This window comes from Vibrio rhodolitus, from assembly GCF_003350325.1.
Classification (GTDB): Bacteria; Pseudomonadota; Gammaproteobacteria; order Enterobacterales; family Vibrionaceae; genus Vibrio; species Vibrio rhodolitus.
The window spans coordinates 39,662-54,170 of the sequence record NZ_QLYZ01000002.1; the positions used below are offsets into that span (position 1 = coordinate 39,662).

13 protein-coding genes are annotated in these 14,509 nt (G+C 44.6%); 7 read left to right on the forward strand and 6 right to left on the reverse strand.

Annotated elements, in window-relative coordinates:
• The first annotated feature begins 52 nt into the window (after positions 1-52).
• Positions 53-955, forward strand: a complete 903-nt coding sequence (locus tag DPF93_RS02215; RefSeq protein WP_114764595.1) for a LysR family transcriptional regulator — start codon at positions 53-55, stop codon at positions 953-955.
• Positions 956-1,038: 83 nt separating this feature from the next.
• Here the strand turns inward: DPF93_RS02215 and DPF93_RS02220 are convergent, their stop codons facing one another.
• The 3 genes from DPF93_RS02220 to DPF93_RS02230 all read right to left on the reverse strand — a co-directional run bounded on the left by DPF93_RS02220 (position 1,039) and on the right by DPF93_RS02230 (position 3,242).
• Positions 1,039-1,377, reverse strand: coding sequence for a YgiW/YdeI family stress tolerance OB fold protein (locus DPF93_RS02220; RefSeq protein ID WP_114764596.1), 339 nt, complete (start codon positions 1,375-1,377; stop codon positions 1,039-1,041).
• 120 nt (positions 1,378-1,497) lie between these two features.
• On the reverse strand, positions 1,498-2,478 hold the full coding sequence (locus tag DPF93_RS02225; RefSeq protein WP_114764597.1) for an HAD family hydrolase: 981 nt from the start codon (positions 2,476-2,478) through the stop codon (positions 1,498-1,500).
• Between the two features lie 95 nt (positions 2,479-2,573).
• Positions 2,574-3,242, reverse strand: coding sequence for a formylglycine-generating enzyme family protein (locus DPF93_RS02230; RefSeq protein ID WP_425275277.1), 669 nt, complete (start codon positions 3,240-3,242; stop codon positions 2,574-2,576).
• 314 nt (positions 3,243-3,556) lie between these two features.
• On the opposite strand from DPF93_RS02230, the gene DPF93_RS02235 reads away from it, so the two are divergent.
• The 3 genes from DPF93_RS02235 (at position 3,557) to DPF93_RS02245 (ending at position 6,479) form a co-directional block, all read left to right on the forward strand.
• Positions 3,557-4,891, forward strand: a complete 1,335-nt coding sequence (locus tag DPF93_RS02235) for an anaerobic sulfatase maturase (protein WP_114764598.1) — start codon at positions 3,557-3,559, stop codon at positions 4,889-4,891.
• A 12-nt stretch (positions 4,892-4,903) separates the two neighbouring features.
• Positions 4,904-6,007: a tetratricopeptide repeat protein gene (locus DPF93_RS02240; RefSeq protein WP_114764599.1), complete on the forward strand. Its 1,104-nt coding sequence runs from the start codon at positions 4,904-4,906 to the stop codon at positions 6,005-6,007.
• A 142-nt stretch (positions 6,008-6,149) separates the two neighbouring features.
• Positions 6,150-6,479 carry a DHCW motif cupin fold protein gene (locus DPF93_RS02245; RefSeq protein ID WP_114764600.1) on the forward strand — a complete coding sequence of 110 codons (330 nt, stop codon included), beginning with the start codon at positions 6,150-6,152 and terminating at the stop codon, positions 6,477-6,479.
• A gap of 288 nt (positions 6,480-6,767) precedes the next feature.
• Here the strand turns inward: DPF93_RS02245 and DPF93_RS02250 are convergent, their stop codons facing one another.
• Complete coding sequence (locus DPF93_RS02250; RefSeq protein ID WP_114764601.1) at positions 6,768-8,402, reverse strand: VRR-NUC domain-containing protein; 1,635 nt, start codon at positions 8,400-8,402, stop codon at positions 6,768-6,770.
• A gap of 62 nt (positions 8,403-8,464) precedes the next feature.
• Positions 8,465-9,697 (reverse strand): L-lactate MFS transporter, encoded by a 1,233-nt coding sequence (locus tag DPF93_RS02255; protein ID WP_114764602.1) that lies wholly within the window; start codon positions 9,695-9,697, stop codon positions 8,465-8,467.
• 393 nt (positions 9,698-10,090) lie between these two features.
• On the opposite strand from DPF93_RS02255, the gene DPF93_RS02260 reads away from it, so the two are divergent.
• Positions 10,091-10,630, forward strand: a complete 540-nt coding sequence (locus tag DPF93_RS02260; protein WP_114764603.1) for a DUF3332 domain-containing protein — start codon at positions 10,091-10,093, stop codon at positions 10,628-10,630.
• Positions 10,631-10,864: 234 nt separating this feature from the next.
• Entirely contained in the window at positions 10,865-12,253 is a 1,389-nt protein-coding gene (locus tag DPF93_RS02265; protein WP_244204660.1) for a transporter substrate-binding domain-containing diguanylate cyclase, read from the forward strand.
• A gap of 22 nt (positions 12,254-12,275) precedes the next feature.
• Here the strand turns inward: DPF93_RS02265 and DPF93_RS02270 are convergent, their stop codons facing one another.
• Positions 12,276-13,463: an MFS transporter gene (locus DPF93_RS02270; RefSeq protein ID WP_114764605.1), complete on the reverse strand. Its 1,188-nt coding sequence runs from the start codon at positions 13,461-13,463 to the stop codon at positions 12,276-12,278.
• Between the two features lie 141 nt (positions 13,464-13,604).
• On the opposite strand from DPF93_RS02270, the gene DPF93_RS02275 reads away from it, so the two are divergent.
• On the forward strand, positions 13,605-14,486 hold the full coding sequence (locus tag DPF93_RS02275; RefSeq protein WP_114764831.1) for a LysR family transcriptional regulator: 882 nt from the start codon (positions 13,605-13,607) through the stop codon (positions 14,484-14,486).
• Positions 14,487-14,509 lie beyond the last annotated feature (23 nt).

Here is a 14,509-nt window from a genome sequence, read left to right on the forward strand (position 1 = left end):
GTCATTGTTACTGTAGTTGTAAGTACTTTGGTAATAAGTGCTGTGGAGCGTTATGAAAAATACTGATCTCAACTTGGTCCCAATTTTTGTCGCTATCTATGAGGAACAAAACCTCTCTAAAGCGGCTGTGCGGCTGGAGATCAGTCAGCCTGCGGTGAGTAAAGCGTTAGCGCGATTAAGAGATATATACGACGAACCCCTTTTTCATCGCTCACCTAATGGCGTGGAACCGACCGCTTTTGCGATGGATATCTATCCCGCCATGGGCGCGGCATTAAAGAACTTTACTTCTACACTCTCAGCATCACGAGACTTTGATCCTAGTATCGCCAATAAAACTTTTTCAATTGCCTGTGTTTCGGTGGCGAGTTATGAACTTATGCCGCAACTGTTCAAGCAAATCCGTCAGATTGCACCGCACATCAGTTTAGAAATCCATCCACTTTTTACTGAAGACCATGAAAGTGATCTTCGTCTGCAACGTTACGATCTTATTGTTGATATGGCGCCAAGAGGGCGAACGATGCTCAAGTTTGAAACGGTATTTTCTGAGCGTTTGATGGTGGTGTGCAGTGAGCACCATCCAAGAATTAAGGGCTCAATTACGGTGGAGCAATTTCTCGCAGAGCAACATGTGGTGGTATCACGCTGGCAAAGCAGACAAAGTCTGATGGATGAAGACGATATTGCCGAACTTAACAAGCGAGACATTGTTTATCGCGCGTCTGGTGCGTTGGAAATGCTGCCCGTCATTCACGATAGCGAACTGATCGGCATGTTACCAGAATCGACCATCAAAGCCTTTTCTGATGCTTACCAGATCAAAGGCGTACCATTACCATTTAGCGACAAAATCCATGATTTGTGTGCGATATGGCATCCAAGCAGAAGTAATGAGAGTGCGCATATTTGGTTGAGAAATCAGCTTAATATGGCAGGGAAGGCAATTGCGTAACGCTGCAAAGGTCAAATTTAAACTAGACGTGATATAGAAAAGCCACTCGATTTGAGTGGCTTTGAAAATTCGCAGGGCAGCAATTAGATTTTTTGCACTGAATCGACGTCGATTTTAGGCGTGTTCCACTCTGAATCAACTTCACCACGGATCACGACGCGATCGTTTGGTGTCACATCCACACCCATCCAATCTTCATCATCGATTTCAATTTGAATTTGACCAGTCTCATCTTTAAACAGGTAAGTTTCATTACCAATAGATTCGATAATATTACCAGTCAGAAGTACTGCGCTATCATCAGCCGCATCATTTGCTTGTTTTACTGTGTTAACAGCAGCAGTCGCAGGACCATTGAAAGCCGCAAAAGCTGGAGTAATCATTGAGCAAGCTACTAAAAGAGTTAGGATTGTTTTTTTCATTTTGTTGTTTCCACTTTAAGCAATGAAACTTATTGTACTGCCAAAGTGTGATAGTCATCAAAGAAACAAGGCGGAGCTACCTAATTTAACAGTAAGCCCGCCTGTAAGTTTTTCTGGACATCAGTAGACAGTGCACCATTCGTTTTTCATGTCGATAAGATGCCAATTGTCAAGTTGGTTTGCTTCATCCATCGCTTTATCAAGATGACCAACACTGGATTTTCTATCGTACTGCCACTCTCGCTCGGCGTCAGTGTGGTGAACAATCATTGCCATTGAGTTGGGTTGGCTCGTTGCCCATTGCATCATTGCGTGGTCGCCATCCGAGTTACCGACCGCGAGAACCGGCTTCTTACCGATGATGTGTTGAATGTTTTCAACTTTGCCGGCTTTGTCGTCAATGGTCAGGATCTCGCCGAGTTTAATCACTTGCGGTTGACCATCGTTGTAGTCGTATTGGTATTTTAGCGCGCTGCCAATAATTTGCTCCGCAGGGATGTTATACACCTCAGGTGCCCATGCGCGCATAAAGTCGACACCACCACCTGAGACGATGTAGGTTTTGAAGTCGTTCGCCTGTAAATAAGCAAGCATTTCTTTCATCGGTTGGTAAGTTAGCTCGGTGTAGGCTTTTTCAAAGCGAGGATCTTTTGCTGCGGCAATCCAATTTGCGACGGTAGTTTGGTATTCTTCTACCGTCATACCACTGTGGGTTGCGGTGACTATCTCAAGTAGTGCTTTTTCACCACCCGCGAGAACGCTTTTTACATCATCTTCGAGCACAAACTTAAACGGTTCTTGAGTTTTCCATTCAGGATGTTGCTCCGCCATATTCTTTACTTGGTCAAATGTGTAAGCGAGTTGAAAGTAATAAGGTTTTTCTGACCAAAGTGTGCCGTCGTTATCGAACACCGCGATGCGTTCAGCAACGGGAATAAATGAATCCTTGCGCTCATCAGTCGAGTTGTCGACATAGTTTAAAAGCGCGGTTTTACTACTACCATCTTTCCATGAGGGTAGCAGGTTAGGGTCACAATCAATCGCCATCGCGGAGAATGAGAGGGTTGATAAGATTGCTAGAGCACAGAGGTTTGTTTTCATAGTTGTTGTTACCCATATTAAAGTAAGAGTGGATTCAATCATGTACTGCTAGGGGGCTAACCTTGCTCATCTTTATGACGTTAAAGAGAACGTGGTCATCGGTCTTTGGCGAGACGTAGTCCCATGTCAGACATAATTATAGATTGGCTAGCAAAATCACGACGAAAATTTTCCGACTGTTCAGCATCATAGGCGAAGCTCCCACCTCGTACTGACTTGTGTGCTAAGCCAGAATCGCTGTTTTGTTGATTGGTTGGATTATCATTGCCACCCCAGCGATAGAATGTGTCGTCAAACGCATCCGAGACGAACTCACCTACGTTGCCCGTCATGTCATATAGCCCGAGCTCGTTGGGCTGTTTCTGTCCGACGGGATGAGCGCGGTTTTGTGCGTTACCGGCATACCAAGCGACATCATCAATGTTGTTTGAACCCGAGTAGGTGAAACCTTGGCTTTTATTGCCTCCTTGGGCGGCAAATTCCCACTCGGCTTCGGTCGGTAAGCGATAGGTTTCGCCAGTTAATTGATTGAGTTGTTCGACGAAGTAGTTCGCTTGCTGCCAGCTTAAGTTGTTGACCGGAATATCATCGCCCGGGAAGTAACTGAGAGAAGAACCCATCACGCTTTCAAATAGCGCTTGTGTGACCTCAAACTTGGCTAAGTAGAAACTATCTACACGCACTTCTCTTGCTGGCGTCTCGGCTTTGCTGGCACCGTTTTGCTCTGAGCCCATAACAAAGTGACCGCCTTCAACGAGCACCATCTCTTGATTGATTTGCAATGCAATAGGATGAGGTGTATCGGCACTGCAACCATTGAGCAGGGCTAATAAGCTAAAGATTGAGATAATCTTTATCGGCGAACGGTTAACTGGGGTCATAGGGTGGCTCTCGCTAGTAAGTTCACCATCAACACTAGCAATAAACGCCATGAAAAAAGGTTATATACGCTATAACAAGCACCGGTTAAGGCGAGGATTTATTATGTGGTTATTACATAGTTAGCCCGGTCGATGGCTAGCTCAGGTTGATAGATAACTCAGCTCAACCATCAATTCGCTCAACGATTAGGTGACTTATGCATATTACTCAAGGTCCACAGTTTAACGGTAAAGCTTCCAAGCGTTTACATGTCATGGCTAAGCCAATAGGGGCTGCATGCAACATTGACTGCACCTATTGCTACTACCTAAGTAAACAGGAGCTACTTGAGTACAAAAAAGGGTGTTCTCCAGTGATGAATGACGACACCTTAGAGACCTACATTCGTCAGTACATTGAAGGACAAAATACCCCGGAGATCATCTTTTCATGGCAAGGTGGTGAACCGACCATGTTGGGTGTGGATTACTTTCGTCGCATTGTCGAGTTACAACAAAAGTACTGCCCTGAAGGGGTGAGTATTGCCAATGATTTACAAACCAATGGTACTTTGCTGACCGACGAATGGTGCCAATTTTTAAAGCAGCATAACTTTCTGGTTGGGTTAAGTATTGATGGACCAGAGATGCTGCACAATGCCTACCGAACCAATAAGGCAGGACGCGGCACATTTAAGCAAGTGATGAAGGCGGTCGAGTTGCTGCATAAGTATCAAGTGAACTTCGCGACCTTGACTTGCGTGAACAATTTAACCAGTTGTAATCCTTTAGAAGTGTACCGATTCTTACGTGATGAAGTGCGCTCACCGCAAATGCAGTTTATTCCCATTGTGGAACAAAAGAGTTTTCGTAGCACTGCGCCACAAACATGGTCTGCAACTGAACAATTAAAGCAGGGCGACAAGCGTTTAATTCCTGGCAATAAAGACTCAATCATGGAGCCTTGGTGCGTGTCCGATCAAGCGTGGGGTAATTTCCTTATCACGATATTTGATGAATGGATTGCAAACGACATCGGTAAGGTCTTCGTTCAGTATTTTGAAGCGAGTGTCGAGCGTTGGATGGGACGTGCGAACCCGCTTTGCACATTGGGTGAAATCTGCGGTAAAGGGTTAGCTATGGAGCCCAATGGTGACGTCTACACATGCGACCATTACGTCTATCCCGAGTTTCAGACAGGTAACATCCATAGCCAAAATCTTGAGAGTTTGGCTTACAGCGCGCAGCAGCAGAAATTTGGTTACGCCAAGACGCGCAATCTTACTGAGCAATGCAAAGCGTGTGACTATCAGTTTGCCTGCAATGGAGAGTGTCCGAAAAATCGTTTTATTCGTACACAAGCTGGCGAACCAGGGCTGAATTATCTGTGTGCGGGTTGGCATAAGTTCTTTGCTCACGCAGATAAATCACTGGCTTATATTCTCCGCGCGACGGGGAATCCGGTCGCTTTTGGCAAATATAGCGATGAGCAGTTAAAGCAGCATTTACAGCAGCGCCAAGTTTCGACCGCTGGCTTTGTAACGCGATTCTAAATGAGGTTTGATATGAAGCGATTCACGATAAGAAAAGTCGCGTTGATGTTGACGCTTGTGTTTGCAGCACCGACTTTTGCTCAAACAAGTGCCGAAACAGGTACCCAAATAAACGCTCAAGCGAACAATGGGTCATTATCCAGTACCCAAGCTGGTAGTTTTGTTACACAAGCGCCCGACACAAGCACTAGCCAGTCGTTAAGTCAGCATATTGCCGATTTGTCTTATCAGGCGCAGGACAAAACACTCGACTCTGCCCAACGCGCGAAAGCGTTACGAGAGCTAGCTCAGTACCCGAACCAAAATGCCTTGGTTGCGGTGGCGCGAGGGTTGAAAGACCAAGATGCAGAGATTAGAGAGGCGGCGGTGATTGCTGCAGAGCCCTACGGCATTGAATATCGTTGGCGTTTGTTGTCACCACTGCTTAATGACGCCGATCATTCAGTAAGAGTTACCAGTGGGGCGAATTTAGTGCGTGATTATCAACGGTTAGAGCCCGTTCAGCAGCAACAGCTGAGCCGTCCTATTGCGGAGTTGATTGATTACCTAAAGCCTCAGCAGGAGAGTTCATCACGGGTATTGCTGGCTGATGTCTATCGTTGGCAAGGCGAGTGGCAACAAGCGGACGTTATCTATCAAGCATTATTAGCTACACAGCCGGATAACAGACAAATATGGTTAAGTTTAGCCGATAACTATCGAGCGCAAGAGCTCGATAAGGCGGCGCTCGAAACGCTTAATAGCGCAATTCATAGAGTCCCTGCAAATGCCTTGGAAAATGCCCCTCTGCATTATTCAAAAGCATTAACGCTTGTACGTTTAGAGCGCACAGAAGAAGCGGCGCAGGAAATGGCGACCGCAGCAAGTTTGGCAAAAGACAATAGTTACTACTGGTATTTAAATGGCGTGTTGCAAGAGCCGATTAACGTGAAAACTGCGACCAGTTCGTTTGAAAAAGCTTACTTAATTTCAGGTGCCCCTGAGCAGTTGTATGCCTTATGTGATATCTACCTTCGCTACGATAACGCAAAAGGCACTCAGTGTTTGGCTGAGCTAGAGAAGATTGCGCCGCCTTATGTGATTGAGAAGCTCAAAACAAGTCGCAGTGAATCTTGAGGTGCCTATAAACTCGTTTGCATTACATAAATTTATGCGGTTAAGAACACATTTATCGGCTGTTCACCATCAGCAGAGTTTTGTTACTTTAGTCATATTCGTTGTTAGAACGCCAATGAAATGATGAAAGGAGCAGCGGTAGATGGAGATCAACAACTTACCTTTTGGTATCACTGAATGGGAAAATGTTGAGGTTACACAACATTCCGGCGAGACGGGGGTAGCATTGTGGCGAACCAAACATTTTGGCGAGCTACGAGTACGTATGGTGGAGTATTCAGAGAACTACTTAGCGGATCACTGGTGCTCAAAGGGGCATATATTGTTTTGCTTGTCAGGAGAGCTAACCACCGAATTGGATGACGGTCGCGTGTTCGTATTAAAGCCGGGAATGAGCTATCAAGTTGCAGATAATGCTGAAGCGCACCGCTCTTCAACGCGTATTGGTGCAAAACTATTTGTGGTTGATTAAACACATTTTAATAGGGATCTTTACTGTGTTTCGTTGTCCAAGTTGTCAGGCTAAATCCATCTCTTTACTTGAGAAACTACGCGCTAGAGCGAGAAAAGCGTATCGTTGTCGCGAGTGCAAAACAAAGTGGCAGATATCGACGTATATCTATTGCGCCGGTGTGATGTTACCACCACTCTTTCTCACTCTTTCAAACGGCTTTGGTTGGCTGTCACTTGATATGGCGACTCTCATCGCGGCAACATTTTGGTTTTGTGTTGTATTACTTCAACCACTTCGTAAGTCTTATTAGCTATCGGGCTTGTGGTCTACATAGCAAACAGAAAAAGGCACGCCTAGGCGGCTAAACTGTTTGAACCAGCGAATTTGGTTATCTTGCAGTTTGTCGCCAGGGCCTTTGACTTCAATCCACTCAAATTGCCCATCTTTAAATGCGATAAGATCGGGCATACCATTTCGATACAGCTTTAAATCGCTGAGTTGCACTTTGATTAAATTGACCAGAAGCTCAGGCTTTACGGTGCTTAACGTCAAGCTAAGCAGCTCCTCTGTTAAATGGCTCCAAACGACGCATGGATTGCTTATCCCTAATTTGTTGTGGTAGTTGCCGAGAATAAATTGATGATTGCCTTGCGCGATTTTCTCAAGCGCTCGGCTAATTTGCTTAGAGCGTTTGGCGTAAAAATCCTTATGATATAGATCCAACGGTTTGAACTGATAGGCATTGATGAATGCACCTTCAACTGGGGCAAATATTGCGTCCCAAAGTGCTAAGCCCATTACGCCATTGAGCAATGCGTTTTCAGTGTAGAATACTTGCCAACCTTGATTTTCAAAATGCTGTTTCACCGCAAGTTCCACTCGTTGCTGAGACAAGTCTAACGCTAAGTGATGCTCCTTATATGTTGGTTTTGCCACGCGAGGAATTTTGACTCCTTGTTTACGTAGCAGGCGTTGCTCAAGCTTTTGACCGATTTCAAGCTCAGATATGTCGCTGGGTTGGTTTAAAATTAATGTGACAATGTCACTAAATTCGTCGTTTTGCTCAAGCTTGTCATAAATTCTTGCTTGTCGCTCTCTGCTTGGTGGCAGTGAAGTTTGCTTAAACAGGTTTAATGCCGCTTCAAACTCGCCGAGGCGTTCAAAGTCACGCGCGATATCATTGATAAGGTGTTGGCGCTTTCTTTCTATATATGGGTGATCAAGGACGGCGGGAATTGCATCGACAAGCTGTTTCACTACTTCTAGTTGTTTTCTATCGGCATTCCAATAGCTATCCGCTAACTTACTCAGCGCCAGCAGTTGTTCGACTTCGTCGCGATGGTTGAAAAATCGGCGTTCGATACTGAGTTGATAATTCTCAAACTGATTTAAACCCAGATCATCGAGAACAAATTGAGTTAAGTCTTGATGCGTGTTGGCAAAAAATAGCGCTAATAGCAGGTCAATCATCTCAGCGAAGTGCAGCTCAATCACAACAAAATTGAGCTCGTCGAATTGCTCAAAAGGCGCATCCCTGAGTAGTTCAACCATTTGCGGCTTTTTTAGTGAGCGAGTTTGACCTAAAAATCGCTTTGGAAATAGGGGAGTTAACTCGGATTTCGTCAGCAGAGTTTGGGCTAACTGCTGCTCGCTAATCGCCGGGTTTAGCGAAATAAAGCCTTTAGCGGCTAATTGCTCTAAAGCGAGTGGAATGGATGGAATTTCATCGTAGTTGAGTTTGTCACTGCGAAACAACGATCCTTTGCGGCTATATAAGCGCACCAGCAGACATTGACTGGCTTTATCGAGTGAGCGATAGGCAGATATCCACTCCAGTTCTGAACGTTGGAGTATATCGTTATACCAAACTTGAGCGTGTTCAATCAGGCGATTGAAATTAGCTAGGTAATAGTCTTTCGCGAGTTGTACTTGAGATTCCATAACGCACACATACAAAAAAGGCTTACCACAAGGGTAAGCCTTTTCACTTTCAATTCAAGCTATTAAGCGTTTTTCAGTTCAGCAACTTTAGCTTCTGAAAGTGGCTTAGTGATGAATGCCAGAACAATACACACTGCCATCATTACTGCAGAGATTGTGTACGCTAGAGTGTAGCCTTCACCGTTAGTCATTGAGAAACCAACAACTGCTGCGCCGATTGCACCACCGATACCCCATGCAGTGTAAAGTACACCGTAGTTTGTACCGTAGTTTTTCAGACCGTAGAACTCAGCAGTTAGAGTAGGGAATACTGCTAGTAGAGTACCGTAACCAATCGCAGCAATTGCTGTACCGATGATTAGTGTTACTTCTGACTTGAACGTTGCAAATAGCACCATGTTAATGCCTTGCAGTACGAATGCGATTAGTAGAGTGCGAACACCACCAATTTTGTCTGCAAGCATACCAGCAGCAACACGACCGCCTGAGTTAAATACCGCTAGGATAGACGCTAGGTAAACTGCATTTGGCAGGTTAGCTTGTACGCTTGCGATAGTTGTGATGTTACCGATGATCATAAGACCAACAGAAGCTGCGAAAGCGTACATGATCCATAGAGAGTAGAACTGAGGCGTTTTAAGCATCGCTTTCCAAGTTAGGTCTTCAGACTTGCTTGCCGCTTTTGGTGCTGCACCTTCTTTCACTGCTGGCTCAGCTGGAGAGTAACCTGCTGGTGGGTTGTTGATTGTTGCTGCTAGTGGAACAGCGATAGCAAGAATACCAACACCAAGGATCATAAAGCTTGTTTGGATGCCCATGCTTTCGATTAGCGCAGAAGTTACTGGCGCTAGGTAGATAGCTGCAAGACCGAAACCTGCTGCGATGATGCCGTTAACCATACCTTTCTTAGAAGAGTGGAACCACTTCATTGCAGATGGCGCAAGACACGCGTAACCAAAACCGATACCAGCACCTGTGATCACACCAAAAGTGATGTTTAGCATCATTGGTGAGTTAACAAAGCCAGAAGCGATCATGCCAAGACCCGTTAGGATAGTACCTAGGATCAGGATCATACGTGGACCCATGCGGTCTTGAAGGATACCTGCAACTAAAAGACAGATAGAGAAAGTGATTGTTGCAGTTGCGTAAGGTGCAGATGCTTCAGCTGCACTCCAGCCTGACTCAGTCACAAGCGCTTTGTTAAATACACTCCAAGCATACAGGATGCCAAGACAAAGGTTGATACAGAATCCTGCTAGCAGAATGCGCATAGCTTTATCAATCTTGCTCATTTTATTTCTCAGTTTTCCTCTATAGAAGAGGATGGTTTAACACACGATTTATTCAAAATTTGTTTGCGTTTATCAACATAAAGCGCAATGGGCGCGAATTATAACCAAATAAACTGTGATTGGAATCTCTTTTTCCTCGAATTATAAAAATAAACTTATTTTTTAAACGATTGCTCTGCGCATCAAACCAACAAACATCCCACAAAGCAGGCTTTTGATTGTAAATTAACCAATTTTTAAGCTAGCAGGAGGCTAGCGCGTAGTTATTAATATCGAAAACTGAGATTTACTGCCCAAGCAGAGTAAGTTTTTTGTCAATTAATTGCGTGGTGGATTCCCAATTTCGGCGAGTGGCGTTAGCATGCGCGCAATTTTTTCTAAGGTAGTAACAAAATGAAATTCAAAGCTGCAAAAATTGCTGTAGTCGCAGCGCTTGGTGCGTCTTCTCTAACAGGTTGTATGGGGCAAATGGCAACCACTGGTCTAGTGTCTAAATTCAACCTAGAGATTGTTGATAACCGTTACGGTCGAGAAGGTATGTTCTTACTGCTATCACCTGTATATGGTCTTGCGGGTACGGTAGACCTATTTATTTTTAATGCCATCGAATTCTGGACCGGTACTAACCCAATTTCTGGTAAATCACCGGCAGTGGTAGACACTCCAACGAAGAACTACATCAAAGTAAACGGTCAACTAGATCCTTCACTAACCACAGTGCCGCTATCAAACAACAGTGATATTGAAAAAGCGGTGATGCAGCAAATTGATGAGAACACGCTACAAATGGAAATCACTTACCTAAACGGCGAGCAAAAAGTACTGCGCGGCGAAAAGGGTGTGGACTCAGTTGATTTCTACCTAGATGACGAGCTAGTAACAACCGTTTCTAATCGTGAGCTGAACGATTACATCACGTCAGCTAACATCTAAATTCTGTGTGCCATACCGTTCCTATTTACCACTCGCATTTTGCGTATACACAAGCGAGCGGTATGGTTCTATTGTTCGACTAAATCCCCCCTAAAATACACATATAGTTTCACATATATGTGCTGTGCCTCTAAATAAAGAACTTCAAAAATACATTTATTTAACAACGTGTTCTATACCAATAGTATTGTCCGGTCGCCGACTAAATATAAGTGGTAACTACAGAGGTCTATTGTGCGTTGTTTACTCTTGCTGTCATTGCTGCTTAGTTCGTTTCACCTATTTGCATCAAATCTCCCTAGTAAAGATCCTCTAATTATTGCCAACTCTAAAGCGTGGAAACCGTTCTCGTTTATCAACTCAAAGGGAGAACCAGATGGTATCTTGATTGACTACTGGCGTGAATTTTCTCGTGTTACAGGTCAGCCGATAGAGTTTCTCTTACTTGATTGGAACGATTCACTCGTGGCAGTGAAAGAGGGAAGAGCAGATATTCACGCAGGGCTACTGTTTTCTGTTGAGCGTGATGGTTTCTTAGAGTTCAGCCAACCGATCATTACCATAGATACGCAGCTATTCGTAAGTCGCGAGTTGCTAGAAGTTGATACGACAACACTGTTTTCTGGAGAACATTCTTATCGTTTTGGCGTTGTTGATGGGGGCTTTGAACAATCTCATTCAGAGCAACGTTATCCTAATTTGAATTTTGTTGCCTTTGCCAACAATGCGCAGATGCTCGAAGCCGCCTTTGACGGCGATATAGATGCTTTTGTTGCCGATCTACAGGTGGCTAACTTCTATTTTCATAGTTTGGAGAAAGGCCAGCAGTTCTCCGGTATTCAGCACCTCTATACCGGTATTCTTCGACCGGCCGTGGCTGAGGGAAATAATGATCTGCTAGGCTTTCTTGCTCAAGGCATGACAAAAATCAGCAGCGAAACCAAACATAAAATCTTCAGCCGTTGGATGTATATTGAAACCGTATATCCAAGCTACTTAATCCCGGTCGTAATCGCATTATCTGTTATCGCGGTGCTTAGCTATATTGTCATTTTACGCATGGCAGTGCGCTCAAAAACCTTGGAGCTTAAGACAGCCAATAGAGAGTTGAAAATATTGTCTCAAGTTGACCAGTTAACGGGTTTAAGTAACCGTCGGCATTTCTATTCACAGTTTTCACATCGTGTCTCTACGGGCGGTCATACTTGCGTCATGTTATTCGATATTGATGATTTTAAGTCGATTAATGACACTTTTGGCCATCAAGTGGGTGATGAAGTGATCAAGTCTGTTGGACAAGCCGTCAATTCGGTGGTCGATAAACGTCATTTAGTAGGTAGGATTGGCGGTGAAGAGTTTGCCGTGGTATGCAAGAAAATTTCGCTGGCAGAAGCCGAAGAGCTAGCAGAGCAGATTCGTGAGGCAGTGCGTCAACAAGTCATCTTCGAAGATCAGCGCCGAGTCACGATCAGTTTAGGTTGCGCTTATTACCACAAATCATCGTTGTCGATTTCTCTTTCTGAAGCAGACAATCTTATGTACCAAGCCAAAGCGAAAGGTAAAGATTGCGTAATATGCCGAGAATATGCCGAGGTGCCAACCTTGATGCTGACACCTCTTTGATGCTATTTCATGATCTCGGCAGTTAACCCGCGACATTAATACGTTGAGAGGTTGTTTTACTTTCCAACAGACCACTTAACCTTGTTAGAAGTAGAGCAACGACAACAATGGCTGCGCCGTACCAAGGCGTCGCAGTAACATCAGATCTAGTCACGATAAGACCGCCTCCCCACGAACCAAGTGCGATACCCACGTTAAAGGCCGCGATATTTAAGCCTGAGGCAACATCGACTGCGCCCGGTGTGTATTTTTCTGCCAACTTTACTACATAAACCTGTAACCCAGGGACGTTACCGAACGCAAATGCTCCCCATACTAAAATTGTAAGTACTGCGCTGATAGGGTTATACACAGTGAAACCAAAGACAAAGAGCACTAAAGCTAAACCAGTAAAGATGACAGTAAGTGCTTTAATTGGACCCATAGTGTCGGCGAGTTTGCCACCCCAAATGTTACCAACAGCGACAGAAACACCATAAACTAACATGATAATACCGACAGAGTTGGCACTAAACCCAGCAACATCTTGTAGCAGCGGTGCTAAGAAGGTAAACGCAGTAAACGTACCACCATAGCCTAAAGCTGTAATTGCAAATACCAATAACAGACGCGGATTCGTCAGCACTTTTAGTTGAGTTGACAGTTTACTCGCAGCTGGCTGAGCGAGGTTATTTGGCACAAGTAGTGCACTGCCAATTAGAGCAATTAGACCGAGGATAGAAACAATTAAGAAAGTGGTTTCCCAGCCAAATTGCTGACCGATATAAGTCCCTAAAGGTACGCCGGTAACAAGTGCGACGGTTAAACCGGTAAACATGATTGCAATAGCGCTTGCTGCTTTGTCTTTAGTTACAAGCCCTGTCGCAATGGTGGAGCCTATAGAGAAGAACACGCCATGAGCCAAACCTGTAAGGATGCGAGCAAGGATCAAAGTGTTATAGCCGGGAGCCTGCCAAGCAAGAATATTACCCAGTACAAATAACGACATAACGGCGAGAAGGACTTTCTTACGCGGCCAGTTACCTGTAAGAGCGGTAAGTACAGGAGCGCCAACAGCGACACCCAAAGCGTAAAGGCTGACAAGTAGACCTGCCGATGGAATCGATACGCCGAGGTCGGTCGCCATGGTTGGGATTAGCCCAACAATGACAAACTCAGTGGTTCCAATAGCAAAGGCACTGAGGGTTAATGCAAGTAATGCGATAGGCATGAATGAATCTCTACATATAAATAAGTAGCGCTAATATCAGTGAGCTTTTAATTGCGAAAAATAGAGGTATTTACAAAATACTTTTGTAGAAAATGATGTCAATTGTTAGGCTGTGATCTGTATTTTGAGCTGGGGATTAAGATGAAAAGTCGCTCGGAGGATTTGGTTCTACTACTTGCCGTTATTGATAATGGTGGGTTTTCTGCCGCCGCAGAAGCGCTTGGTATGCAGGTGGCTAAGGTTTCGCGCGCAGTCAATAAAGTTGAGCAACAGCTAGGCGTCACTATCCTCAACCGAACCACTCGCCGTATAGAATTAACCAACGAAGGGGTTAAGTTTGTTGAAAGTGTGAGGCAGGGTTTGCAGATGATTTCTCAAGCAGAAATGGAACTGCAATCCCAAGGAGAGTCTCCGAAAGGACACTTAAGAGTGGATGCCGCAAGCCCATTTATCTTCCATCAACTTGTTCCTTTGATGGCTGAGTTTCATCAAACCTATCCAGATATTGAATTGGAGCTAACTTCAAATGAAGGGTTTGTTGATTTGATAGAAAAGCGCACAGATGTTGTAATTCGAATTGGTAAACTTGAAGACTCGACCCTACATGCGCGCGCTTTAGGGCAAAGCCAATTACATATAGTCGCATCACCGCAATACCTTGCTCAAAAGGGGATGCCTAAACACACTGCAGATTTAGCAAATCATCAGGTTGTGGGCTTTACCTCGCCTAAAATCCTCAACCAGTGGCCACTTCCGAACCTGCCAACGATCACGCCTAATATCAGCGCAAGCAATGGCGAAACGGTTAGGCAACTGATCTTAGCAGGCAATGGTATTGGAGTGTTATCGGGGTTTATGGTTAACGATGATATCGAATCAGGGCGTTTAGTCTCTTTGATGCAAAGTGAGAAACTTACCAACACGGGAAGAGAACAGATCAACGCGGTTTTCTACCGAACATCCAATGTAGCCAGACGCATATCGGTGTTCATCGATTTTATCCAACCACGGCTAAAACTCTAATGTTGCTAGAAAAAGAACCAAAT

What these genes read in the sequence shown, in the direction of transcription:
- DPF93_RS02230 (WP_425275277.1), bottom strand. Translation starts at nt 3,242, where the DNA reads ATGGTGCTCGTTGAAGGCGGTCACTTTGTTATGGGCTCAGAGCAAAAC.
- DPF93_RS02255 (WP_114764602.1), bottom strand. Translation starts at nt 9,697, where the DNA reads ATGAGCAAGATTGATAAAGCTATGCGCATTCTGCTAGCAGGATTCTGT.
- DPF93_RS02245 (WP_114764600.1), top strand. Translation starts at nt 6,150, where the DNA reads ATGGAGATCAACAACTTACCTTTTGGTATCACTGAATGGGAAAATGTT.
- DPF93_RS02220 (WP_114764596.1), bottom strand. Translation starts at nt 1,377, where the DNA reads ATGAAAAAAACAATCCTAACTCTTTTAGTAGCTTGCTCAATGATTACT.
- DPF93_RS02260 (WP_114764603.1), top strand. Translation starts at nt 10,091, where the DNA reads ATGAAATTCAAAGCTGCAAAAATTGCTGTAGTCGCAGCGCTTGGTGCG.
- DPF93_RS02275 (WP_114764831.1), top strand. Translation starts at nt 13,605, where the DNA reads ATGAAAAGTCGCTCGGAGGATTTGGTTCTACTACTTGCCGTTATTGAT.
- DPF93_RS02270 (WP_114764605.1), bottom strand. Translation starts at nt 13,463, where the DNA reads ATGCCTATCGCATTACTTGCATTAACCCTCAGTGCCTTTGCTATTGGA.
- DPF93_RS02250 (WP_114764601.1), bottom strand. Translation starts at nt 8,402, where the DNA reads ATGGAATCTCAAGTACAACTCGCGAAAGACTATTACCTAGCTAATTTC.
- DPF93_RS02235 (WP_114764598.1), top strand. Translation starts at nt 3,557, where the DNA reads ATGCATATTACTCAAGGTCCACAGTTTAACGGTAAAGCTTCCAAGCGT.
- DPF93_RS02225 (WP_114764597.1), bottom strand. Translation starts at nt 2,478, where the DNA reads ATGAAAACAAACCTCTGTGCTCTAGCAATCTTATCAACCCTCTCATTC.
- DPF93_RS02240 (WP_114764599.1), top strand. Translation starts at nt 4,904, where the DNA reads ATGAAGCGATTCACGATAAGAAAAGTCGCGTTGATGTTGACGCTTGTG.
- DPF93_RS02215 (WP_114764595.1), top strand. Translation starts at nt 53, where the DNA reads ATGAAAAATACTGATCTCAACTTGGTCCCAATTTTTGTCGCTATCTAT.